The sequence below is a fragment of the Bordetella avium genome (assembly GCF_034424645.1).
In the GTDB taxonomy this organism is placed as follows: Bacteria; Pseudomonadota; Gammaproteobacteria; order Burkholderiales; family Burkholderiaceae_B; genus Bordetella; species Bordetella avium.
Genome location: NZ_CP139969.1, coordinates 1,921,107 through 1,943,631 on the forward strand (window position 1 = coordinate 1,921,107; position 22,525 = coordinate 1,943,631).

Here is a 22,525-nt window from a genome sequence, read left to right on the forward strand (position 1 = left end):
CCGGGCGGCTATCTCGGCTTATAACACACTCTCTGGGTGCCAGGCAATTCGCTCTTGTACGATTGCGTATTCGAGAACGGGGCGGAGGTGGAGATGACAGGGTGGAAAGCACTTGTTGCCGGTGCGCTGGCGCTATCGGCGTCTTTCGCCGCGCCGGTGGCGGCAAGCGATGGCGATGCCATCTTGCTGCGGGCTGCCGAGCAAGGCGATCTGCCGGCCTTGCGCGCAGCGCTGGATGACGGCGCAGACATCGAAGCGCGCGACGCCACGGGCGCCACGCCCTTGCTGCTTGCGGCCCACCATAACCAGGTGGAAGCCGCGCGCATCCTGATCGACGCTGGCGCAGACGTCAATGCGAAAGACGGCATCCAGGACAGCCCCTATCTCTATGCTGGCGCGCGAGGTCTGAACGCTATCCTGCGCATGACCTTGGCGCATGGCGCCGTCCTCAACAGCACGAATCGCTATGGCGGCACGGCCCTCATCCCCGCGGCAGAACGGGGGCATGTGGAGACCGTGCGCCTGCTTCTTGAGGCCGGGGTGGCGGTCGATCACGTCAACCGTTTGGGCTGGACCGCCTTGCTGGAGGCCATCATGCTGGGAGATGGCGGGTCGCGTCATACGCAAATCGTCGGTTTGCTGCTCGATGCGGGGGCTGATCCCGAGCTCGCTGACGGCGAGGGTGTCACGCCGTTGGCGCATGCGCGGCAACGTGGTTATGACGGCATGGCGCAGTTGTTGCAGCAGGCACGCCGCTGAAGCCGGGCTGGCCCAGGACAGCGGCGTGGTTTGCGCGTCTGGGCCAGGCGAGCCTGCCCCGCAGCGGCAATTAGTTCCAGCGTCCGCCGGCTCCGCCCAGGCTGAAGCGGCCTGCGCCAGTAAAGAACAGGGCCAGCGCGCTAAACAGGAACATACCTTGCAGCTCCAGCGACCAGCCGCCGGTTTTCGGGTTGATGCTGCCGAACTGGCCGGAATGCACCAGCATCAGGGCAACGACCATGTTGACGAAGATGATGAAAGCGCCCACCCGGGTGTAGAGGCCGAGGATGAGCAGCAGGGGGGCAATGATTTCCCCCACATACACGCCGTAGGCCAGAAAGCCGGGCAAGCCACGCGAACTGATCATTTCTACAATGGGGCCGACTCCCGTGCTCAACTTGGCTAGGCCGTGCAGCAGAATCATGATGCCCAGCGCGAGGCGCAAAACGAGCTTGCCGGTGTCGTCGGATCTGATCATAAAAGTCTCGCGAGAAAAGGTCAGTCAGAAAAGCCAGTGCCCGGGCGGGCTGGCGCGGGCCATATTACAAACTCCATTCGTCAGACACAAGCACGGCCGGAACTGTCAGCATGTGTTGGGAATGAGCCGGCCCCGCGCAGCCAGCCTAGGCCTCTAGGGCGCGACACGGCGCCCGGGTTCCATGGCTTGCGCGCTATCACTGCCTTGGCCGGCGCGGCGGCGTTTGGAAACCGCCCTCAGCGCCCCACTGGGGCCAGCTGCAAAGACCGGGTCGCAGCGCGCATCTGCTCAGCCATCGCGCTCCAGATTTTGCTGGCTTGCGTGTTGCCCCGGCAGACATGGGCGGCATCGTGCAGCCAGGCATTCAAGGCTGCGGACCAGCCTGCTGCCAACCTGGCCTGGTCTTGCAGGACGGTGTGCGTGAGCGCCTCGGCGGCGTTCAGGCCTTCCTGCCAATAATCCCGTGCCAACGCGCCCAGCGCAGGGGCAAAATCAGGCCAGCTACGCGTTTGCGTAAGCGCTGCAAACATGGATGGACAGCGTTCAATATGAGCGGCCCAGGCGCGCTGACCGAGCTCAGTCCAGCGCGCCTGACTTTCCTGGGCCACAGCCGCCAGGCGTTGACAGCAGGCGAGGTTGGCCTCGACGATCGAGGCAGGCGATGGCGTGCGGGGTGTTTGCTTCATGAACCTTCCTTGCGGGGTGAAACAGAGGGGCCTGTCCTCAGGCGAGTTGGCTGAGGGTTTTGCGAAACCGCCGTAGCGAAAACGCGAACAGTAGACTGCCGATGATGAACAGGGCCAGAAAGGGCTGCCACACCACGCTCAGGCCGGCGCCCCGGTACAGAATGGCCTGGCCCAATTCCACGAAGTGGGTGGTGGGCGCGGCCAGCATGATGTCCTGCACGAACTGCGGCATGCTTTCGCGCGGCGTCATGCCGCCGGAGAGCATTTGCAGCGGCAGCAGCACCAGCACGAGCAACATGCCGAACTGCGGCATGCTGCGCGCAAGCGTGGCCATAAAAATCCCCATTGAGGTGGTAGCAAACAAATGCAGCGCCACGCCGGTCAGGAACAGGGCGATCGAACCTTCGATGGGAATATGCAGCGCCGCTCGCACGATGAGACCGAGCGAAAGGCCGGCGGCGATCAAAACGACCAGCCCCATCGACCACACCTTGGCGAGCATGATCTCCGTCGGGGTGACGGGCATCACCAGCAGGTGCTCAATGGTCCCATGCTCGCGCTCCCGGATCAGTGCCGCGCCGGTCAGGATGATAGACAGCATGGTGACGTTGTTGATGATTTCCATCATGGCCCCGAACCAGGATTGCGTCAGGTTGGGATTGAAACGCATGCGCACGGCCAGATCTACGGGCGGGGCGGCAATCTGGCGGTAACGCTTGATAAAGGTCTCGATCTCGTCGTTGATAATCTGCTGGATGTAACCGCTGCCGGTAAAGGCTTGACTCATACGGGTCGCATCCACGTTCAACTGGATGGCGGCCGGTCTGCCGGCCAGCACGTCACGCTGAAAGTTGGGCGGGATGTTCAGCGCGAAAGTGTATAAGCCTCGATCCATGCCGCGATCGACCTCGGCCGGCGTCACGATGGCCGGCCGGGTGAAGTGCGGCGGGTAAAAGGCCGAGACGATGCGTTGCGACAGCGGCGAGGCATCCTCGTCGACGACGGCGATGGTGGCATGATGCAGCGATTCGGGCACGGCGGTGGCTGCGGTATAAATCATGACGGTGAAAGCCACCACGATCAGGATCAGCATCATGGGGTCCCGCGCCAGGCTCCACAGTTCCTTGATGCCCAGACGATAGATGTTGGCCAGATGACGGCGCATGGATCAGCTCTCCTGCTTTTTAAGCAGCAATACCGACGCGCCCAGAATGATGGGCACAGCGATGAGCAGGGGCAAGAAGGCGCTGTACAGATCAGGCAGGCTCAAGGCCTTGCTGAACACGCCGCGCGTGATGGTCAGCATATGGGTAGCCGGATAGATTTCCCCGATCAGCCGACCAGCGCCTTCCAGCGAAGGCACGGGATTGATCAGGCCGGCGAACTGCACGGCGGGCACCATCGTGCCTATCATGGTGAAAAACAAGGCGGCAATCTGGCTGCGCGTGAAGGTCGAGGCCAACAGCCCGATGGCGGTTGAAATCACGCTATAGATCAGCGCAGCCAGCAGCAGGGTGGCCAGGTTGCCCGTGACCGGCACATTGAATACCGTAACCGCCAGCAGCACCATGAGCAGAAAATTCAGCATGGCCAGCACCACGTAAGGCGCCTGTTTGCCGAGCAGGAATTCCAGTCGGGTGACAGGCGTGACATACAGATTGATGATGGAGCCCAGCTCTTTCTCCCGCACGACCGCCAGTGCGGTCAGCATGGCGGGCATCATCAACAACAAGAGCGGAATGATGGCGGGAACCATGGCGGGCAGGCTGCGCACATCGGGGTTGTAGCGGAATCGGGTTTCGATATCGACGGGCATACCCGCCGCCCCATTGCCCTGCTCGCGCGCCTTGCTCAACAACCAGCCCATGTGCATGCCCTGCACATAGCCGCGCACCGTCTCGGCGCGCTGAGGCATGGCGCCGTCGATCCAGACGCCGATCTGCGTCTTGGCGCCGCGTTGCGTATCTCGGGCGAAGCCCGGCGGGATCTCGATGGCCAGCGATAGTTCGCCGGATCGCATGCGCTGGTCCAGGTCGTCATAGTCTGTCAGGGGAGGGCGCTCGATAAAGTAGCGCGAGCCTGACAGGTTAAGGGCGTAGTTCTGACTCAGGCTGGTCTGGTCGCGGTCCAGCACGGCATAGCGCAGGTCTTCGACATCCATGCTGATGCCATAACCCATGACGAACATCAGCAACAGCGAACCCACCAGGGCCAGCGTGGCGCGTACCGGGTCACGCCGCAGTTCCAGGGATTCGCGCCACATATAGCTGATCGCCCGGCCGAGCTGAAAGCCGCGGGTATGGGCGGGCATAGGCGGCGCGGCATCGGGCGTGGCCTGCTCTTGCTCGGGTGTCGTGCCTGCGCCGGCCTCGACCAGATAGGCGATAAAAGCCTCTTCCAGCGTGGCGGCGTCGCGCTGGCGCGTGATGGCATCGGGCGTGTCGCTGACCAGCACGCGCCCTGCGTGCATGAGCGAGATGCGATCGCAGCGCTGGGCCTCGTTCATGAAGTGGGTAGAGATGAAAATCGTGACCTTATCGTCGCGCGCCAGCGCGATCAGCAGGCGCCAGAAGTTATCGCGCGCTACCGGGTCCACCCCCGATGTGGGCTCATCGAGAATCAGCAACTCCGGTTTGTGCACCATCGCCACCGCCAGTGACAGGCGCTGACGCACGCCCAGCGGGAGATTCTCGGGCAGCACGTCCAGCACGTCGGCCAGATCGAAACGCGCCGCCATGTCGGCCACACGCTGATCGATGTCGGCCTCAGGGACATGGAACAGCCTCGCGTGCAGCACCAGGTTCTGGCGCACCGTAAGTTCGCCATAAAGCGAGAACGCCTGCGACATGTAGCCAACGCGGCGGCGCGTGTCGATATCTCGCGGATCGACCTCGTGACCAAATAACCAGGCCTGGCCTTCGCTGGCTGGCAGCAGGCCGGTCAACATCTTCATGGTGGTTGACTTGCCGCAGCCGTTTGAACCCAGAAAGCCGAAAATTTCGCCTCGCCGGATGCGGAAGTTGACGTGGTCCACCGCCACGAAGTCGCCAAACCGCATGGTGAGGTCGCGGGCCTCGATCGCGGTTTCAGCATCCGCATCCAGCGCAAGCGGACGGATCTTCACGGCTTGGTGACCGCGTTTTTTTTCGTCCGGCAAGAGCGCAATAAAGGCCTCTTCCAGCGTTTGACGCTGGCTGGCGGCAAGCAGATCGGCTGGCGTCCCGGTGGCGAGAATGCGCCCTGCGTCCATCGCAATCAGCCAGTCAAAGCGCTGCGCCTCGTCCATATAGGCTGTGGCGACGATAACGCTCATCCCGGGCCGTTCCTGCCGAATCTCGGAGATGAGATCCCAGAATTGGGCGCGCGCCAGCGGGTCGACGCCCGTGGTAGGTTCGTCCAGAACCAAAAGGTCCGGATCATGGATGAGCGCACAACAAAGCCCGAGCTTTTGCTTCATCCCGCCAGACAGCTTGCCGGCCGGTCTGTCCAGGAAAGCGGCCATGCCGGTGGCGCGTGTCAGGGCATCGATGCGGCGCCGGCGCTCGGAGGCGTCATGACCGAAGAGGCGGCCGAAAAACTGCAGGTTTTCTTCTACGGACAGCGTGGGATAGAGATTTTTGCCCAGGCCCTGCGGCATATAGGCAATGCGCGGACAGACCCGTTCGCGGTGCCCTGCGTCGGCCATATCGCCGCCCAGCACCATGACCCGGCCTTGCTGCACCGCGCGCGCGCCCGACACCAGTGACAGCAGACTGGATTTGCCCACCCCATCGGGACCGATCAGACCGACCATGAGGCCGGCCGGCACATCCTGGGTCAAGTCTTCCAGCGCGACGGTCTTGCCGTAGTGCAGGCTGACATGTTCCAGGCGTACAACCGGGGCGCTCATCAAGGCACCCGCACTTCCAGTTCGGCAGGCCACTCGGCGCCCTTATCCAGCTTCACCCAGGCCATGCCGGGCAGCCCCGTTTTCACCTGGGTCAGGTGGCGTTGCAACAGTTCGGGGCTGATCTGGGCCTTGACGCGGAACATCAGCTTCTGGCGTTCGCTGGCGGTCTCTACGGTTTTGGGCGTGAACTGCGCGGTGCTGGCCACATAGCTGATCGTCGCAGGGATGACGTATTGCGGCGCGGCGTCCAACACGATGTGCACCTCGCTGCCCAGTCCGACCTGCCCGGCGGCCTGTTCGGGAAGGAAAAAGGTCATGTAGACGTCCGACAGGTCAACCATATTCAGCACCTTGCCTCCCGCACCCAGCACCTCGCCGGGTTGGGCGACGCGGTACTGCACCCGGCCGTCTCGTGGCGCGCGCAGCTCGCTGTCAGCGATGTCTGCTTGAATCCGGGCCACGGTGGCCTCAGCCGCCGTCACCGCGGATGCAGCGCCGATCGCTTCGGCCTTGGCGGCTTCAATGGCGGCCTGCGCCGACGCCACCTGGGCTCGGGCCGCCACGACAGCCGCCTCGCTGCTTTTCATGCGCGCCCGGTCATCATCCAGCTCTTGCAGGGAGGCGGCGCCCTCTTTGGATAGGGTCTGCGAGCGGGCCAGGCGGCGCCGGGCAGCGTCCAGCTCGCTCTCACGCTGTGCGACCACGGCCTGAGCGGCCGCCTTGTCGCTTTCGCGCAGCGCGATTTGCGCACGGGCGCTGGCCTCGGCGTTGACGGCGCGTTGATGCTGGGCTCGCGCTTCTTCGCGTTGCGCGTTGAGCGTGTCGATCTGCATCCGCGCCAAGGGCTGACCCGCCGTAACGAAATCGCCTTCATTGACCAAAACATCCTCGACTCGTCCGGGCAGTTTGGTGGCTACGTCGATTTCGGTGGCCTCGATACGGCCATTACCTCCCGCGAAACCCTCGCCGGGGCCGCGCGCTTGCAAGGCCATCCAGCCATAATAGCCGCCCAAGACGACAAGGGCAAGAATGGCGACGGGCAAGTATTTACGGCGGGATTTCATCGGGACGTCTCTCCGGGAGCATTCAGGGCTTGAGCGCCGCCGCCCAGCGCGGCATAAAGCGCGACCTGGCTGGCGAGCAGGGCGCGGCGGGTGCGCACCCATTGTTGTTGGGCTTCCAGCAAGGCCCGCTCGGCATCCAGGACCTCAAGAAAGGGGGAAGCGCCGTGGTCGTAACGTAGCTGTGCCAGACGTTTGCGTTCGGCCTGCGCTTGCACTGTCGCGGCCAGCACATCGACCTGCTCGGTCAGCCAATGGCGGGCGGACAGGGCGTCGGCCACCTCGCGAAAGGCGGTCTGTATGGTTTTTTCGTATTGCGCGAGGGCTTGTTGCTGACGCGCGCGGGCCAAGTCGAGATTGGCCTCGCGGCGTCCCGCATCGAAAATCGGCAGATTGAGGTTGGGAACAAACTGCCAGGCTCGGCTGCCGCCTCCGAACAGGCCGTCCAACTCATTGCTGGCTGTGCCAAACAGGCCGGTCAGCGTGATGCGGGGGAAAAACGCGGCGCGTGCTGCGCCGATATTGGCGTTACCCGCTTTGAGCGTATGCTCCGCCGCGACGATGTCTGGCCGGTTGCTAAGCAGGTCCGAAGGCAAGCCGGGCGGGAGTTCATGCATGAGTGTGACCTCATTCAGCCCGCCGCGCGCCTGGGGCAGGTCCAGGGGCTCGCCGACCAGTTGCTGCAAGACCTGCGCCTGGGCGGCGCGCGTCTGTTCCAGCTCGGCGCCAAGGACCGTGGCTTGTTGCCATAGCGTCTCAACCTGGGTGAGATCGAGCTTGGATGTCGCCCCGACTTCGAAGCGGCGCTGGAAAATGTGCAGAGAAGCCGCCCGGCTGGCGATGGTGGCGCGGGTCAGCGCTAGGCGTTCATCCAGCGCACGCAGGCTCAGATAGGCATCGGCCACCTGGCTGATAAGAGAAAGCGTAGCCGCTTGTCGGGCTGCGTCTGTGGCCAGATAGTTCTCTAGCGCCGCGTCTTTCAGATCGCGCACGCGGCCCCAGAAATCCAGCTCCCATGAGGCCAGACCTACCCCCACCTGGTACTGCGACGCCACCATCGGCTGACCCGTAATGCTGAGATCGGCCGGCGTGCGCTGGCGGCCCCCTTCGGCCGTCAGGCCTAAGGTAGGGAATTGGTCGGCGCGTTGAATACCAAACGCCGCGCGTGCCTCGGCCACCCGCAGCACCGCCAGGCGCAGGTCGCGGTTGTTCGCGAGCGATCGCTCGATCAGGCTGCGTAGTTGCGGGTCAGTATAAAAAGATGGCCAGGCCAGGGCGGCTACCGGCGTACTGTCTGCGGTGCTGTGCGCAAAGCTGGCTGGAACCGGCAAAGGCCCACGCTCATACTTCGGAGCCAATGAGAGGCAACCCGAAAGCAGGCCGGCCGCCAGCGCAAAGCCGAACAAACGGGAGAGCATGCGTGACTTCTCCAAAACAACGTTGCATGCCGTGCTGCCCGCCGTTGTCGCCCGAGATCTGCAGCGGCCAGTTTTCAACTACCTGACAATTTTCTTACAGTACTGAAAGAGGGGTCTTGATAGAGATCAAGCCGCTAAGCGGCAAATTTAGGCGCTGATGTCTTGCAGGATATGTCCTAGTGTCTGCGAGTCGGATGAATTGTGCAACTGGCGCACATCTGCGCCCAACACCGCGTTCTTTGCAGAGAACACGATGCCTCTTGCATAGCCATGATTTTGGGTTAAAACAGAGCTTCATAGTTTTGTCTCAAACTGACGCCAGGGCTGACCGCAATTGCCAATCCGGCGGCGGGCAGTCATGCTGGGGTCCGTTGCACGAATTCTGAATGGCCCGCGCCCGCCCTGGGCGTCCACGAACAGGAGCTGTCATGAATACCCCTGCCGACAAGACGGTCGTTTCTCCGTCCGCCAACGCTGCCTCCGGCTCGCAGGTCAGCATCAATGCCAAGGTGTTGCCTCCCACCAGCCTGGTCGATGTGCCCAACTTCCCGCCCAAGAGACCTCCCGGTTCGCCGACGCCGGCCGCTGCCGATGAAGTCACGGAATCGAACTGGGCGGATGGCTCCGAACCGCAGCCGCGGGCCCGCAATGCCCGATCCTCGATTTTTTGAGCGCAGGCTATTTCAACTGCTAGCTGCGCGCTTGGCGGGCAGCGGGAGGTTTCAACATGATCCGCCGTCTCACACATACCCCGGCCTCGCCGCTCGATCTCGAGCCCGGCGACCTCCCGGCCGAGCCCGATAGCGACACGCCGCGCAAAAACCGGCCGCTGGCGCAGGGGCTGCTATGATCGGACGCTATCGTCATCCCGCATTGCCCAGTACCGAGATTGCCACCGCACCGCTTTTACTACCTGCATAATTTTCAGCGGGCGCTGGCCTGGGTGGCGGCCCGCTACGATGACCTGCTGGACTCGCAAGAGCGCGATTTTCTCTCCCGCTTTAGCCACTTGCCGCAAGCGTCGCAGGCGCTTTTGGTGCGTTTGATGGCGCGCAAGGGGGAAATCTTCCGGGCGGGAAAACTCGAGTACGAAGAAATCGGCGATATCGCGGCGGCCGCAGCGCCGCTTTTGGCAATGGGGTGGTTGCGCGACAACCCCGAACTAAGTGCGGCAGATCTGGGGCGTCTCTACACCAAGTCGGAGCTGGCCCGGCTGGCCGGTCATGCGGCAGGGCCCTTGCCGCGCAAGGATCTGCTTTTGCAGAGCTTGGGGCCGGCGCGCACGCATAGCGCCTGGTGGCCGGGCGAGCGCGCAGCCGTCTGGCAGGTGCAGGTCGGGCCGGTTTGCCAGCGGCTGCGCCTGATGTTCTTCGGCAATCTACGTCAGCAGTGGGATGAACTGGTATTAGCCGATCTTGGCGTATACCAATACGAGGCCGTAGACTTCTCGAGAGATTCGCGCGCTTTCCAGAGCCGGGCCGATATCGATGCCTATCTGTGCCTGCATGACTGGCGCGAGGCGCTTGAAACCGATGGCCCCAGCCCCGCCTTGCTTGCCGCCGTGCGCGAGGCGGCGAGTGGCAATCCTTGGCTGATGGACCGCCGTGCCCGCCTGCTGATGGCAATCGGGCAGGCCTGCGAACGCGAGCATGATTGGGCATGCGCCGAAGAGGCTTACCGCGCCAGCGCCTATCGCGGTGCGCGGCATCGTCTGGCCCGGGTGCTGGAGCAGCAGGGCAGGCTGCAAGAGGCCTACTCACTAGCGCTTGAGGCTGCCGGGCAGCCCGAGGACGATAACGAGGCCCAGCGCATGGCGCGCATGCTAAAGCGCTTGCGGCGAGCGCTGCGCCAGGCCGCGCCACCAGAAGCCCCCCCCTCCGACCTGGTCTCCGACCGCCTCTATTTGCCTGTCCACGCGCAGAGCGTGGAGCTTGCGGTGCGCGACCATCTCACCAGCCCACATAGTCCGGTGTATTTTGTCGAGAGCGGGCTGATCAACGCACTGTTTGGCCTGTTGTGCTGGGAGGCCATCTTTGCTCCTCTGCCAGGCGCATTTTTTCATCCCTTTCAGCGCGGTCCGGCTGATTTGTATGCGCCGGATTTTGTTGTCCGCCGCGCTGCGCTCTTCGAACGCGCTCTGGCGCGGCTCGATGACGGCAGCTATCGTGGCGTCATCCGCCAGCGCTATGCCGAGAAGCAGGGCCTGCAATCGCCCTTTGTGCAATGGACCCTGCTCGCGCCGGACTTGCTGGAGCAGGCGCTCGATTGTCTGCCATCTGCCGATTTGCGCTGCCTGTTCCAGCGTCTGTTGTCAGATTTGCGGGCAAATCGTAGCGGTCTGCCGGATCTGATCCGTTTCTGGCCGGCCGAACGCCGCTACGAGCTTATCGAGGTCAAAGGACCAGGCGACCGCTTGCAAGACAATCAGATCGCCTGGCTGCGCTATTGCGCACAGCATGGGATTGCCGCGCGTGTCTGCCATGTCAGTTGGCTATCCCCCTGATCCCGGGTCAGGGCCGTCGAAACACGACCAGTTTTGAGGTCAAGCGCTGGACAGCTTCAGCGTTCTGATTGAGGGTGTCGCTTTGCATCAGCACGATGGCGCGGTCCGGCTTGGAGTGCGACGGCGTGATTTGCAGGATCTCGCTACGCACCCGCAAGGTGTCGCCGGGACGGGTGGGGCGGGGCCAGACGATCTCTGCGCCCGCGCCGATAAGGCCACCCGCCAGAGGCAGGCTGTCTACCAGCAAACGCATGCTGATGGCGGCCGTATGCCAGCCGCTGGCCGCAAGGCCGCCGAACAGCGAGTTCGCAGCGGCCGCTTCGCTCAAATGAAAGGGCTGGGGGTCGTAACGTTGCGCGAACGCAATGATGTCGTCGTAAGTGACGGTATATTCGCCGCTTACGTAGGTGTCACCAACTGCGAGGTCTTCCAGATAGCGCTTGCTGGACATGCCCTGTCTCCTGACGTCGTGGGTCGATTATAGGAGGCAAGGTTGGCGTCAGAGAGTGTTGGCTGACCAGAACGCCTGCCGGATCGCCGGCGAGGCGGCCAGGATGGCGGCCACCCGGTCCAGATCCTTGTCTTGAATCGAGGCTTCGGCGAGCGTGGCCTCGATTTCGACATCGGCATCGCCGAACTGATCGATCTTCAGTTCAGACAGAGGCAGTTGTTCGGCCTCCAGCACCTCCTCCAGACGAGCCAGCGCCTGCTGCTGCTGGCCCGCGCCCGTAATGAGGTGGATGACCGTGCTGACTTCGGTTTGGTGAGGCTCGACCGGCTGGCGGTTGACGTAGCTGACCACGGGGCGCAGCAGTGTGTTGGCAGCCAATACGAACAAGGCCGCCATGATGGCCTCGAACATCATGGATGCGCCAGCGCAAGCGCCGATGGCCGCCGACCCCCAGAGGGTAGCCGCCGTATTCAGGCCGCGTATGCTGCCGCCTTCACGCATGATGGCGCCCGCGCCAAGAAAACCCACGCCGGACACCACATAAGAGATCACTCTGGCGCCGCCATCCGCGCCGCCGATGCGAAAAGCCAGGTCCACGAAGATCGCTGCGCCCACGGATACCAGCACATTGGTGCGCAGACCGGCCGTGCGCTGGCGAACCTGGCGTTCAAAGCCGATCAGCGAGCCCAGCACAAACGCCGTGGTGAGGCTGACGATGGTATTGGCCAGCGAGAGCCACTGGATGTTGTCGAAGTTTTTCATGATTGTTGTTCTGACAACCTGTCAGGGGTAAGGAAAGCCGGTAGCAGGGCGCAGGCCTGGGTCTCATGGCTGTGAGGGATTGTCTGCGAGCCATGTGACAGCCCTGTTGCGCTGCGCGATCGGACGGGCAAACGCTACTTAAGAGGCTGTTCTTGCCTGAGGCGCAACGGGGCGTTGTACAGCCCGCTAGAGGTCAGCGTAGTCGGCCAGGCTTCCCTGGGCGATTTTTGTCCAAGCCCAGGCTGCCTCTCTTAGCCCTAGGGTCAAGGCATTATAGGAGGGCTGCAAGCGGCTTCGCCAGCGAAAACCCGGGGCCACCCGGTTTTCGCTGGCTCGGTGATGCGAGCGCGCCACGGCTCAATAACGGGCATCCTTGGGCTTGTTGCCCTTGGGCCAGTCCCGGTCCTTACCAGCGAAATCCGGACGCGGCATATGGGTGAAGAACTCGGCGATATCGACGGCATCCTGATCACTCAACACGCCGCCGCCCTCTCCCCATGCGCCCTGGGTATGGACTCCCATAGGCATGTTGTTGCGTATGAAAGCGGCCGCCTTGTAGGTTCGTGCCAGGCCCGCGCCGATGTTGAAGGACGCGTCGCCCCATAGCGGCGGGAACACGACCTGGCCTGCGGCATTCTTCTGACCCTCACCATTGCTGCCATGACAGGCCGCGCAATAGGTGCCGTACAGGGTTTTGCCGCGTGCGGGATCGGGCACCAGCGCGGTGTCGATCGGCCAGGCATTGGCGATTTGCACCTTGGCGCCATGCGGTACGTCCTGAGCCAACCACTTCATATAGGCAATCATCGCCTCCATTTCTGGTGATTCTTTGCCCAGGGGCTTGCCGTTCATCGAGCGCTGAAAACAGCCGTTGATGCGGTCCGCCAGCGTGACGACACGATCAGCGCGCGGGTTGTACTGCGGAAAGCTATTGAATGTGTTGATATAAGGCGCGCCCAGCGGTTTTTTGCCTTGCTGCACGTGGCAGCTATTGCAGTTCATGGCAGCGCCCACATTGCCGGGCAGCAGCCGGGCGGTGTCGTTAAGCAGACGCTGCCCCAAGCGGATCTGTTCCGCATTGGATTCCAGCCCGATCTTGGCGTCATCGGGAATGAAGTAGTCGGGCAGGGGCTTGCCGTCCTTGTCTTTCACGGCATAGGGGCCAGCTCCCTTGTCGGCTCCTATCTCGGCGCCCGATGCGGGCAGGGCAAAACCCAGGCAGAGCAGGGTAAGCGCGGCGGTCAGCGCGCGGACGGATTTACTCATGACGTTCTCCCGCATTCGGGCTCTTGTTGGCGACGAAATCGCGGATCTGCGCGACGTCGGCGGCAGACACGGCGGGAGCCTGATTGGTCCAGCCGGCACGGATAAAACTGATGACGGAGGCGATGTCTTCATCGCTCAATGAACGGAAAGCGGGCATGGCGAAGGCCATGCGGTCCACCTCGTTGGCGGGCATATGACCGCCCTCCAGCGTGATTTGTATGACGGACTGCGGATATTGCGCGAACACCGCCGAATTGCCAGCCAAGGCAGGGAAGATGCGCGGCACGCCCTGGCCGTCGGCACGGTGACAGGTCACGCAGTACTCCATATAAAGCTGCGCGCCGCGCGTGTCGTAACGACCTTCGAGCAGCTTGGCTGTTGTGGTGTCGGCCTTGGGTGCGAATTCGCGCAGCTTGCCCGGCGTGGGCGGAAGCTGTTTCAAATAGGCGGCGATACTTTGCAAATCATCGTCCGTGAAGTAGCGCGTGCTGTGCTCGACCACATCGGCCATCGCCCCGAACGCGGCGACTTTGGCGGTGCGGCCCGTGCGCAGAAAATCAACGATTTCCGGCTCGTCCCAGGATTGCAGACCCTGTGCTTCGCCACGTAGGCTCTTGGCACGCCAGCCGTCGATCACCGCGCCGCTCAGAAAGCTGTCGCCGTCCGCGAGCGACATGGCCTTTTCCTGATAGGCCAGACCACGCGGCGTATGACAGGCGCCGCAATGCCCCGGCCCTTCCACCAGATACGCGCCACGCGCAATGCGCGCATCGGTGGCTTCGGGCGCCGTGAAACTGCGCTCCGGCGCGAAAAGCAACTGCCACCAGGCCATGGGCCAGCGCATATTCAGCGGCCAGGGGATGTCCGCCTTGGCATTAGCCTGGCTGACGGGTTGGACCTCGGCCATGAACCAGGCGTAGAGCGCCTGCATATCGGCCTGCGGCATGATGACGTAAGAGGGGTAGGGCATGGCCGGATAGAGCGGCGTGCCGTCTTTGCGCACGCCGTGCTGCACAGCGCGCACAAAATCGGCGTAGCTATACTGACCTATGCCGGTGTCTGGGTCGGGGGTGATATTGGTGGAATAAATCGCGCCGACCGGCGTCTGCATGGCTAGCCCGCCAGCAAACGGCGCCCCGCCAGGCGTGCTGTGACAAGCCACGCAATCCGCGCTTCGGGCAATGTAGGCGCCCCGCGCCAGCATGCCGGCGTCCGTTTCCGGCTTTGCGTCCACGGCATCGCCGCGCAGTGCCGTGATCAGGTGCGCGCCACCGACAGCCGCTGCGATCCCTAGCGCGATGATGGCGCTGCCCCAGAGTATCTTGGTTTTTCTCGACGTTTTTTTCATATAACCCTCATGCACTGGCGCTCGTGTTCAGAGCGGTTCCAGCCTATGGTGGCAGCTTAAATGCTTGGGTTATATCCTTATTCCCATCATGAATATAAAAAACAGGGACGCTTGATTTAACGCAAAAAAGTGTTAACCCGCGCAAGCATCGTATGGCTAGCGGCCGCGCTTCGGGCTCGCGTCGCGCTTTCTGCTTGAGATGGCGCAGGCCACCGTTCTCCTGGGCTCACGCCCTTCTCGTCTGGACGATAGAACTCAAAAAAACTGATCGACTGATCAGGATTTCTCGCCCTCCTTTCATGGGGGATTCACGTTGGCTGGCCAATATGTCGCCGTGCGTGGAAACCCTGACGAGAGACGAGAAGCATGAAAGGAATAAGTTGGAAAAGGTGGTGCGCCTTGTTGATGGCCACCGGCGTTCTAGCCGGCTGCGGCGGTGGCGACGATGACGACAACGCTAAGCCTGCGACGACGCCGGGCACGGCTAAGGCTAACAAGGTCTTGTTTGTCGGGGTAGATGGCTTGACCTATGACGCGCTACGCCGCGGTGTGGCCGACAAGTCGCTCGCCAATCTCGGCACACTGACCCTCTCGCGTGCCTGGACGGGGGGAGAAACCGGCGCCGTCACCCAGCAATCCACCCTGATCGCGCCGAGCTGGGCCACATTGCTGACAGGGCAATGGGCAGATCAGCACGGCGTGCGCTCCAATGTGGCGGGCCAGGCCTATAAAACGCCCAGCCTGTTTGAACGAGTCAAGACCGCACACCCCGCGGTGCGCAGTGCCTTTGCAGCGAATTCGAGCCTGGTCGCCAGCATGGTGGGCCGTGACCGCGATGCCGGCTATTTGCAAGCGCTTACCGATTGCGCCGGCGTGGACGATTGTGTGGCCTCACAGGCACGTGACCGCATCAACGAAGGATATGACGTCGTCGTAGCTCAATTCGGCGCACCTGAAAAAACGGCTGGCGATGTGGGTTTTACTGGCGCCTATCAAGACGTGTTGCGCCGCACAGACGCCGCGATTGGCGCCTTGAACCGTCAGACCGCTGATCGCCGCGCTGCCCATCCTGAAGAGAACTGGCTGACTGTCGTGGTTTCCAGCCACGGTCTGGGCAGTAACGGCACCGCCGATGGGCTGGCGCTATCGGCCAACAAAACCATTGTCGTGGCGACGAGTCTGCCCGCCATGCTGGGAGCTAGCGCCGATGACAGCGCTTACGATGGCGTGTGGGACAACAATTGGTACGCCTTGCCCAGCGCCGCCGATGTCTTGCCCACGGTGCTGGCTCATCTGGATGCGAACCCGGCCGACTACGATATGGCGGGCACCCCATTGGGCGAAGCGCGCGCCGTGCGCCGCCTGTCCACGCGTACCGCCGTCGATAACAAAAAAGTCACCTTGAGCTGGGTGCGTGTGGGAGATCCCGCCGACGAAATCGTGATCAGCCGGGATGGCGCCGAGATCGCCCGTCTGCCGGGCACGGCATCCGAGTATGTAGACAGCAACCTCGTTTTCGATAGCGAAGGCTTGCACGTGCTGAACTATCGCGTAAGCGCCGGCAAGGTCGTGACGGCGACGCAGGCCAAGGTGATCTACGCCAAGCCCGTTCCCTTGCTGGCATCGTTGCGCAACGATCTAACGATGTTCTTTCCTTTCGAGGGAGACCTGAGCGACAAGCTCGCCAGCGGCGCCCAGATAACGGCTTTTGACGGTGTGCAGCAACCGGCCTTCGTCAATAGCGGCGTATTCGGAAAGATGTTCAAGAACGACCGCAGCGGCGACCCGATTGGCGCCTTCAAGCTGAACTACACCGCAGGTCTGCTCACCACGCCGAACGCATTCACCATCGGTTTTTGGTACCAATCTGACGGCACGGCCAATGATCGCTCCATTGTCGGGAACAAAGACTACAACTCTGGCGCCAACTCGGGGATCACCATCGCGCAATGGGCGGGTCCGGAACTGCGTTTCAACTTGGCGAGTGGCCGTGTGCGCACCGACATTGAGGGCGTGAAGTTCACCCCTAATAAGCCTATCTATATCGCGATGTCGGTGGACAAAACGGCCAAGATCATGAAGGCCTACACCCTGGACCCCGAATTCGGTTTCCGCAGCTTTAGCAAGGCCATCACCTTGGCCAACTTTAACGAGATCGCTGGCTTGGGCCCTTTTCTGGGGCTTAACGAAGACGGCACCGGCAGCTATGGCGTGTGCTGCGCAGGCACTAAGGGCCCTTACACCATGTACTACGACGACCTGGCCTTCTGGTCGCGCGCTCTGACCGAGCAAGAGATTCGTTCGGCCGCCATGTCCGGCAAGTCCATCAACGAACTATTTCCCTGATTGAGCAAGGAACGAACCAGCATGTACAAGTCTTTGATTACGCGTGGTTTTCTTCGCCTTGGCGCGGCCCTTATGGTCGCTGCCGCCCTCACGGCCTGCGGTGGCGACGATGACAAATCCTCGGATAACGGTGGCCAGCCCGGCAATCCCACCGCACCCACCACGCCCGCCAAGCCTGAATTGCGTTGCGCGCCCTGAGCCTCGCCTTATTGAACAAGATAGGAATTGAATCCGTGACGTCCCCAAAAGACCTGATCCACGTTGGCAAGCGCCGCTTCCTGCGTAATGCGGCGGTGTCCACCGCCGGCCTGGCCGCCTTGTCGATGTTCCCCCCCTCGATCCGCCGCGCGCTGGCCATTCCCGCCAACAACCGCACCGGCACGATCAACGACGTTGAACACGTGGTCATCCTGATGCAGGAGAACCGCTCTTTTGATATGTATTTCGGCACCTATAAAGGGGTGCGCGGCTTTGGCGACCGTATAACGATCCCGCTGGCGAACAACCGCAGCGTGTGGGAGCAAAGCAATGGCACGCGCGTGGTAATGCCTTACCACCTGGACAGCACGCAAGGCAATGCTCAGCGGGTGGCCGGCACGCCTCACGACTATCCGGATGCCCAAAACGCCTGGGATGGCGGCCGCATGAACCAATGGCCCCGCTACAAGCAGAATCAATCGATGGGCTATTACAAGCAAACGGAAATGGAATTTCAGTTTGCGCTGGCCGAAGCCTTCACGCTGTGTGACGCCTATCATTGCGCATCGCACGGCGGGACGAACACCAACCGACTCTTCCACTGGACCGGCACCAACGACCCGCTGGCGCAGGGCGGCGGCCCCTCGACTCGCAACCGTCTGGACAGCCTCGGAGCATCGACGGCGGGTTGGAGCTGGAAAACCTATCCCGAGCGTCTGCAGGAAGCGGGCGTGAGCTGGCGGGTCTACCAAAACCTGCCGGACAACTTCACCGACAATCCGCTGGCCGGTTTCCAACAGTACCGCCGCGCCAACGAGCTGGCCGGCAACAGCGCAAACGGTTCGCCCTACACCCCCTGGACGCCGGCCGCTGATGGCGGCAATCCGCTGTACAAAGGCGTGGCCAACACCATGCCCGACGGCGGATTTCTGCAAGCCTTGCGCGACGACGTCGCCAATGGCACCTTGCCGCAGGTTTCCTGGATCGTGGCGCCGGCCGATTACTCCGAACATCCCGGGCCCTCCAGCCCGGTCCAGGGCGCCTGGTATATACAGGCCGCGCTCGATGCCTTGACCTCCAATCCCGCCATCTGGAGCAAGACGGTATTTCTGATCAACTTCGACGAAAACGACGGCTATTTCGATCATGTCCCGCCGCCGGCAGCGCCCTCGATCAATCCTGACGGCTCTATGGCCGGCGCCTCAACGGTTAACACCGATCTGGAGCGCCATACCCGCGCCTCGGCCTCGGACGCGCCCGACAACCGCGTTTATGGCCCCGGGCCGCGCGTGCCCATGTACGTGGTCTCGCCGTGGAGCCGTGGCGGTTGGGTGAACTCGCAAGCTTTCGATCACACGTCGGTGTTGCGCTTCCTGGAGGCCCGTTTCGGGGTGGCAGAGCTGAATATCAGCCCCTGGCGCCGTGCGGCGATGGGTGATCTGACCTCGGCGTTCAACTTCGTGACGCCCAATGACGACACGCTGCCCAATCTGAACCTGCTGACTCGCGGCGGCTCTGACCAGTTGCGCGCCGACCAACAGGCTAAAGCTGCCGTACCGCTGCCCGCCGAAGCCAACCAGGTCAAGCCGGTGCAAGAGCCGGGCGTGCGTCCCTCGCGCGCCTTGCCTTACGAGTTGCACACCAGCGCCCGAACCCAGTCCAGTTCGGGCGCCATATGGCTCATCTTCGCCAATACGGGTGAGGCCACCGGCGTGTTCCATGTCTATGACCGCCTGCATCTGGACCGTCTGCCGCGCCGCTACACGGTCGAGCCTGGCAAACAACTGGAAGGCAGTTGGGATGCTAGCGCCGACGGCGGCAAATACGACCTCTGGGTGCTCGGCCCCAACGGCTATCACCGCCACTTCACGGGCGATCTTGCCCTGGCGCGCACCGCAGCGCTCGACGCCGAAACGCGAGTCTGCTACGACATCGCCAATGGTGACGTCTACGTCACGCTCAGCAACAACGGCAAAACCGCCTGCAATTTCGACATCACGCCTAACGCCTACTACGTCAACAACGAACGTTGGACGCTGACCGTCCCCCCGGGCGGCAAGGTCGATCAGCACTGGGCTCTGGCCAACAGCGGCGCCTGGTACGACTTCACCGTGCGCATGACGGAAGACCCGAGCTATGCGCGCCGTTTCGCCGGCCGCGTGGAAACCGGCAAACCCTCGGTCACCGACCCGGCCATGGGCCAATAAACCGGCGGCGAATCCCGAAACACGTTGCACTGTGCTTGGACCCGCTTTCCTGACAGGAAAGCGGCTTTTTCGTCTCGGGCGGCTTGGGCTCACGCAGTCTGCGGGCGCGCCGCCGGTTGTGCGTCGATACGGCGGAATATCAAGGCCGAGGCCAGGGTGAACATGCCCGTGACCACAAAAGCGATGCGAAAGGCATTGACGGTATCGCCATCAGCCGAAAGGCCGGACACCACCCCGCCGCCGATCGATACGCCCAGGCCGATGGCCAGCATCTACACCATGGAAAACAGGCTGTTGCCGCTGCCCGCGTCCTTGCTTGACAGCCCTTTAAGCGTGACCCCGTTCATGGCGGCGAACTGCATAGAGTTGCTGGCGCCGAAAACGCAGAGGATGGCAATTTCCAGCCATAGCGGTGTGCTTGCAGAGAACAGGGCGAAGGCCGCGATGGAAGCGCCTACCGTGATCGTGTTACATACCAGAAAAGACGCATAGCCGAAACGCCTCAGCAGGGGCGCGATCCAGCCTTTGGCGATGGCGCCCGAAATGGCGGCAGGCAGCAGCATCAGGCCGGAATGCAGGGGGCTATACCCCAGTTGCAATTGCAAAAGCAGAGGCAGCAGAAAGGGGACCGCGCTTGAGCCGATGCGGCAGACCAGGTTGCCGGCCAGACCTACGCCAAAATTCGGTTCGCGCAGCAGACCGATACGAAACAGGGGGTTGGGATGACGGCGCGCATGAATGAAATAGCCCGCCACCGCCGCCACACTGCATGCCAGCAATAGCCCTGACACCAGCAGGCGGTGCGATTGCGCAGGGTTTTCCAGGGCCAGCGAAAAGCTCACCATGCAAAGCGAAAGCAGGCCGCCCCCCAGCCAGTCAAAGCGCGGGGGATCGATCAGGCCGTCATCGGGCATGAACTTCCATACGCCCAACAGCCCCAGTGCCCCGACCGGCACATTGATCAGAAAAATCGCGTGCCAGCTCAAGGACTGCACAAACCAGCCGCCCAGGCTGGGGCCGACAATCGGGCCGACCTGACCGGCAATGGAAATCATGGCCAGGGCCGCCACATAGGCCTCACCCCGAATCGCACGCAGCACGGCCAGCCGGCCGACGGGCAAGAGCATGGCCCCTCCCACACCTTGCACAACGCGCGCCGCGATAAGCTGCGGCAAGGACTGCGCGCCCGCACAGAACAGCGATCCCAGAACGAAGAGCAGAATCGAGGCGAAATACACCCGCCGCGAACCAAAACGATCCGACAGCCAACCCGAGGCGGGTGTCAGCAGCGCCATCGTCAAGGTGTAGGCTACCACCACGGGCTGCATTTCCAGCGCTGACACGCCCAGACTGTCGGCCATCGACGGCAGGGCCGTGTTAATGATGGTGGTGTCCAGCGCCTGCATGAAAAAACCGCCAGCGATGGTCCATAGCATGGCGGTATGGGCGGTGGAATTCGGCATGGGAGAACTGCGCTCCTAGAAGCGGGGTGGCGACGCCTACGTTGCGTCCGATGGAGTGATTCTAGTTGTTACGACCCTATCGGGATATTCGTTAGGTACACTGACTGCAATCGAATATTTCGATAAGCAAAGAGACACCATCATCTGGGAATATGCTCAATCCCCTTTGGCTTCACACTTTTGCAACCGTCGCCGCCTCGCACAGCTTTTCGGCAGCCGGCCGCACGCTGGGCCTGACCCAATCCACCGTCAGCGAACATATCCGCCGCCTTGAGAGCAGCGTAGGCCGGCGTTTGCTGGCGCGGGACACGCACAGGGTGGCGCTGACGCCAGACGGCGAGGCCATGTTGGTGCATGCGCGGCTGATCCTCGAAGCCATGGCGCATGCCGAATCGCAGTTCCGTACGCCGCGCTTGCGGGGCCGGGTACGGCTAGGCTGTTCCGACGATATTGCGCTCGGACCCTTGCCGAGCATTCTTGCGGCGTTTCGCAACGCGCATCCCGATGTGGAACTACAAATCACCATTGCGATGACGGGCCGGCTGTATGAGTTGCTGGACGCCGGCGCCATTGATCTGCTGGTGGGCAAGCGCCGTTTGGGCGAAACCCGGGGCACGCGCCTGTTCACGAGTCATCTCCAGTGGATCGCGCGCAGCGGCACCGAAGTGGCGCTGGACCAGCCCTTGCCCCTGGTGCTGGCGGCCGAACCCAGCGTGACGCGGTCTGTGGTGCTGGACGCGCTGGCGGTGGCGGGAGCCAGTTGGCGCATCGTCTGTACCAGCAGCTCTCTGGCAGGCAGCAGCGCCGCCGCCCGTGGCGGCCTGGGCCTGACGGTGCGGCCGCAATTCATGAGCGGCCGGGGGTTGGCGCCGCCCGTCAATGCCCATCGTTTGCCAGCCTTGCCGGACGTAGAGTTTGTGGCGCTGGGCGCAGCGCAGCTGAGCCGGCCCGCCGACACCTTGCTGGAAATTCTGCGCGACAGCGAATTGCGCGGCGATTGGACGACGGTATAGGCCGGTCAGGGCAGGGCGGCGAAACGCCTCAGTATGCCATGTGCTTCTGGCGTGTCGCGCAGGCGCGCAAGCATGGTCTGCGCATCGTGGCCGGCTTCGGCCAGGGCCTCGCGGCGGCGGACAATGCAGCGGCGCAGCAGGTCCGCCGTAAATTCGGGGTGGAATTGCAGCGACCAGGCCCGGCGGCCGTAGCGCAGGATTTGATGGGCATCGTGCGCCGAGCGGGCCAGGGTGACCGCGCCCTCGGGCGGGCGCAACACGCTTTGCGAATGAGAGAGGTGGGCATAAAAACCGGGGGGCAGCCCGCCCAGCACCGGGTCATCATCCACGGCCTGCAGGCGCTCGACATGATGCGTGCCCAGCTCGAGGCCATCGGGGTGATCGTCCACCTGACCGCCCAGGGCATCGGCCATCAGTTGATGGCCATAGCAAACGCCCAGGACAGGCTTGCCAGCAGGTACGATCTCGCGCAACCAGTCCCCAGTGCGTTCGCTCCAGGTTTGGCGGTCGGTCACCATATCCCAGGAACCGGACAGCACGACGCCGCGAAAGCGGTCCGCTGCGGGCAAGGGTTCGTCCAGATGAGGCCGCGCCACGAGCAGGGCCTCATCGGGCAGGACGCGAACCAATCGGCCTGTTCGCCCACTTGGCGGACGAGATCCTCGGGCGGACGGCCC

At 62.9% G+C, this 22,525-nt stretch carries 19 protein-coding genes and 1 pseudogene; 8 read left to right on the forward strand and 12 right to left on the reverse strand.

Annotation, left to right across the window (positions count from 1 at the left end; all coding sequences use genetic code 11):
* Window positions 1-93 precede the first annotated feature (93 nt).
* Window positions 94-759, forward strand: a complete 666-nt coding sequence (locus tag U0029_RS08965; RefSeq protein ID WP_114852545.1) for an ankyrin repeat domain-containing protein — start codon at window positions 94-96, stop codon at window positions 757-759.
* Window positions 760-829: 70 nt separating this feature from the next.
* Here the strand turns inward: U0029_RS08965 and U0029_RS08970 are convergent, their stop codons facing one another.
* The 6 genes from U0029_RS08970 to U0029_RS08995 all read right to left on the reverse strand — a co-directional run bounded on the left by U0029_RS08970 (window position 830) and on the right by U0029_RS08995 (window position 8,291).
* Window positions 830-1,237: a DoxX family protein gene (locus U0029_RS08970; protein ID WP_012417487.1), complete on the reverse strand. Its 408-nt coding sequence runs from the start codon at window positions 1,235-1,237 to the stop codon at window positions 830-832.
* Window positions 1,238-1,473: 236 nt separating this feature from the next.
* Window positions 1,474-1,923, reverse strand: a complete 450-nt coding sequence (locus U0029_RS08975) for a hypothetical protein (protein WP_114852504.1) — start codon at window positions 1,921-1,923, stop codon at window positions 1,474-1,476.
* Between the two features lie 37 nt (window positions 1,924-1,960).
* Window positions 1,961-3,088 (reverse strand): ABC transporter permease, encoded by a 1,128-nt coding sequence (locus tag U0029_RS08980; RefSeq protein WP_114852505.1) that lies wholly within the window; start codon window positions 3,086-3,088, stop codon window positions 1,961-1,963.
* A 3-nt stretch (window positions 3,089-3,091) separates the two neighbouring features.
* Window positions 3,092-5,812: a ribosome-associated ATPase/putative transporter RbbA gene (gene rbbA / locus U0029_RS08985; protein ID WP_114852506.1), complete on the reverse strand. Its 2,721-nt coding sequence runs from the start codon at window positions 5,810-5,812 to the stop codon at window positions 3,092-3,094.
* Window positions 5,812-6,876 (reverse strand): HlyD family secretion protein, encoded by a 1,065-nt coding sequence (locus U0029_RS08990; RefSeq protein WP_012417483.1) that lies wholly within the window; start codon window positions 6,874-6,876, stop codon window positions 5,812-5,814. Before U0029_RS08990 ends, rbbA begins: the two co-directional genes overlap by 1 nt.
* The gene (locus tag U0029_RS08995) at window positions 6,873-8,291 is read right to left on the reverse strand and encodes an efflux transporter outer membrane subunit (protein WP_012417482.1); all 1,419 of its coding nucleotides are present in this window, start codon (window positions 8,289-8,291) and stop codon (window positions 6,873-6,875) included. The genes U0029_RS08990 and U0029_RS08995 overlap by 4 nt, the downstream gene beginning before the upstream one ends.
* A 428-nt stretch (window positions 8,292-8,719) precedes the next feature.
* Between U0029_RS08995 and U0029_RS09000 the strand changes: the two genes are divergently transcribed.
* The 3 genes from U0029_RS09000 to U0029_RS09010 are packed head-to-tail and all read left to right on the forward strand — an operon-like array spanning window position 8,720 to window position 10,794.
* Window positions 8,720-8,962, forward strand: a complete 243-nt coding sequence (locus U0029_RS09000) for a hypothetical protein (RefSeq protein ID WP_039051766.1) — start codon at window positions 8,720-8,722, stop codon at window positions 8,960-8,962.
* Window positions 8,963-9,018: 56 nt separating this feature from the next.
* On the forward strand, window positions 9,019-9,141 hold the full coding sequence (locus tag U0029_RS09005) for a hypothetical protein (protein WP_256682172.1): 123 nt from the start codon (window positions 9,019-9,021) through the stop codon (window positions 9,139-9,141).
* 39 nt (window positions 9,142-9,180) lie between these two features.
* Window positions 9,181-10,794, forward strand: coding sequence for a VRR-NUC domain-containing protein (locus tag U0029_RS09010; protein ID WP_114852507.1), 1,614 nt, complete (start codon window positions 9,181-9,183; stop codon window positions 10,792-10,794).
* Between the two features lie 7 nt (window positions 10,795-10,801).
* On the opposite strand, the gene U0029_RS09015 is transcribed toward U0029_RS09010, so the two are convergent.
* The 4 genes from U0029_RS09015 to U0029_RS09030 all read right to left on the reverse strand — a co-directional run bounded on the left by U0029_RS09015 (window position 10,802) and on the right by U0029_RS09030 (window position 14,621).
* Window positions 10,802-11,245, reverse strand: coding sequence for a MaoC family dehydratase (locus U0029_RS09015; protein WP_114852508.1), 444 nt, complete (start codon window positions 11,243-11,245; stop codon window positions 10,802-10,804).
* 48 nt (window positions 11,246-11,293) lie between these two features.
* Complete coding sequence (locus tag U0029_RS09020) at window positions 11,294-12,007, reverse strand: MgtC/SapB family protein (protein ID WP_114852509.1); 714 nt, start codon at window positions 12,005-12,007, stop codon at window positions 11,294-11,296.
* A gap of 357 nt (window positions 12,008-12,364) precedes the next feature.
* A complete protein-coding gene (locus U0029_RS09025) occupies window positions 12,365-13,273 on the reverse strand; it encodes a c-type cytochrome (protein WP_169507419.1) in 909 nt (302 codons plus the stop codon).
* Window positions 13,266-14,621: a c-type cytochrome gene (locus tag U0029_RS09030; protein WP_114852511.1), complete on the reverse strand. Its 1,356-nt coding sequence runs from the start codon at window positions 14,619-14,621 to the stop codon at window positions 13,266-13,268. Before U0029_RS09030 ends, U0029_RS09025 begins: the two co-directional genes overlap by 8 nt.
* A gap of 366 nt (window positions 14,622-14,987) precedes the next feature.
* Here U0029_RS09030 and U0029_RS09035 point away from each other — a divergent pair, with 366 nt between their 5' ends.
* Genes U0029_RS09035 through U0029_RS09045 form a run of 3 tightly spaced genes read left to right on the forward strand, consistent with a single transcriptional unit; the run spans window position 14,988 to window position 19,372 of the window.
* Window positions 14,988-16,967: an alkaline phosphatase family protein gene (locus tag U0029_RS09035; RefSeq protein WP_169507417.1), complete on the forward strand. Its 1,980-nt coding sequence runs from the start codon at window positions 14,988-14,990 to the stop codon at window positions 16,965-16,967.
* 21 nt (window positions 16,968-16,988) lie between these two features.
* Window positions 16,989-17,165, forward strand: coding sequence for a hypothetical protein (locus U0029_RS09040; protein WP_164855535.1), 177 nt, complete (start codon window positions 16,989-16,991; stop codon window positions 17,163-17,165).
* Window positions 17,166-17,200: 35 nt separating this feature from the next.
* Window positions 17,201-19,372, forward strand: a complete 2,172-nt coding sequence (locus U0029_RS09045) for a phosphocholine-specific phospholipase C (RefSeq protein WP_114852547.1) — start codon at window positions 17,201-17,203, stop codon at window positions 19,370-19,372.
* A gap of 89 nt (window positions 19,373-19,461) precedes the next feature.
* Here U0029_RS09045 and U0029_RS09050 read toward each other — a convergent pair.
* Window positions 19,462-20,835, reverse strand: a pseudogene (locus tag U0029_RS09050) (MFS transporter).
* 152 nt (window positions 20,836-20,987) lie between these two features.
* On the opposite strand from U0029_RS09050, the gene U0029_RS09055 reads away from it, so the two are divergent.
* A complete protein-coding gene (locus U0029_RS09055; RefSeq protein WP_012417470.1) occupies window positions 20,988-21,848 on the forward strand; it encodes a LysR family transcriptional regulator in 861 nt (286 codons plus the stop codon).
* A gap of 5 nt (window positions 21,849-21,853) precedes the next feature.
* Here the strand turns inward: U0029_RS09055 and U0029_RS09060 are convergent, their stop codons facing one another.
* Window positions 21,854-22,477: a glutamine amidotransferase gene (locus U0029_RS09060; RefSeq protein WP_236824224.1), complete on the reverse strand. Its 624-nt coding sequence runs from the start codon at window positions 22,475-22,477 to the stop codon at window positions 21,854-21,856.
* Between the last annotated feature and the right edge of the window lie 48 nt (window positions 22,478-22,525).

What these genes read in the sequence shown, in the direction of transcription:
- U0029_RS08965 (WP_114852545.1), top strand. Translation starts at nt 94, where the DNA reads ATGACAGGGTGGAAAGCACTTGTTGCCGGTGCGCTGGCGCTATCGGCG.
- U0029_RS08970 (WP_012417487.1), bottom strand. Translation starts at nt 1,237, where the DNA reads ATGATCAGATCCGACGACACCGGCAAGCTCGTTTTGCGCCTCGCGCTG.
- U0029_RS08975 (WP_114852504.1), bottom strand. Translation starts at nt 1,923, where the DNA reads ATGAAGCAAACACCCCGCACGCCATCGCCTGCCTCGATCGTCGAGGCC.
- U0029_RS08980 (WP_114852505.1), bottom strand. Translation starts at nt 3,088, where the DNA reads ATGCGCCGTCATCTGGCCAACATCTATCGTCTGGGCATCAAGGAACTG.
- rbbA (WP_114852506.1), bottom strand. Translation starts at nt 5,812, where the DNA reads ATGAGCGCCCCGGTTGTACGCCTGGAACATGTCAGCCTGCACTACGGC.
- U0029_RS08990 (WP_012417483.1), bottom strand. Translation starts at nt 6,876, where the DNA reads ATGAAATCCCGCCGTAAATACTTGCCCGTCGCCATTCTTGCCCTTGTC.
- U0029_RS08995 (WP_012417482.1), bottom strand. Translation starts at nt 8,291, where the DNA reads ATGCTCTCCCGTTTGTTCGGCTTTGCGCTGGCGGCCGGCCTGCTTTCG.
- U0029_RS09000 (WP_039051766.1), top strand. Translation starts at nt 8,720, where the DNA reads ATGAATACCCCTGCCGACAAGACGGTCGTTTCTCCGTCCGCCAACGCT.
- U0029_RS09005 (WP_256682172.1), top strand. Translation starts at nt 9,019, where the DNA reads ATGATCCGCCGTCTCACACATACCCCGGCCTCGCCGCTCGATCTCGAG.
- U0029_RS09015 (WP_114852508.1), bottom strand. Translation starts at nt 11,245, where the DNA reads ATGTCCAGCAAGCGCTATCTGGAAGACCTCGCAGTTGGTGACACCTAC.
- U0029_RS09020 (WP_114852509.1), bottom strand. Translation starts at nt 12,007, where the DNA reads ATGAAAAACTTCGACAACATCCAGTGGCTCTCGCTGGCCAATACCATC.
- U0029_RS09025 (WP_169507419.1), bottom strand. Translation starts at nt 13,273, where the DNA reads ATGAGTAAATCCGTCCGCGCGCTGACCGCCGCGCTTACCCTGCTCTGC.
- U0029_RS09030 (WP_114852511.1), bottom strand. Translation starts at nt 14,621, where the DNA reads ATGAAAAAAACGTCGAGAAAAACCAAGATACTCTGGGGCAGCGCCATC.
- U0029_RS09035 (WP_169507417.1), top strand. Translation starts at nt 14,988, where the DNA reads ATGAAAGGAATAAGTTGGAAAAGGTGGTGCGCCTTGTTGATGGCCACC.
- U0029_RS09040 (WP_164855535.1), top strand. Translation starts at nt 16,989, where the DNA reads ATGTACAAGTCTTTGATTACGCGTGGTTTTCTTCGCCTTGGCGCGGCC.
- U0029_RS09055 (WP_012417470.1), top strand. Translation starts at nt 20,988, where the DNA reads ATGCTCAATCCCCTTTGGCTTCACACTTTTGCAACCGTCGCCGCCTCG.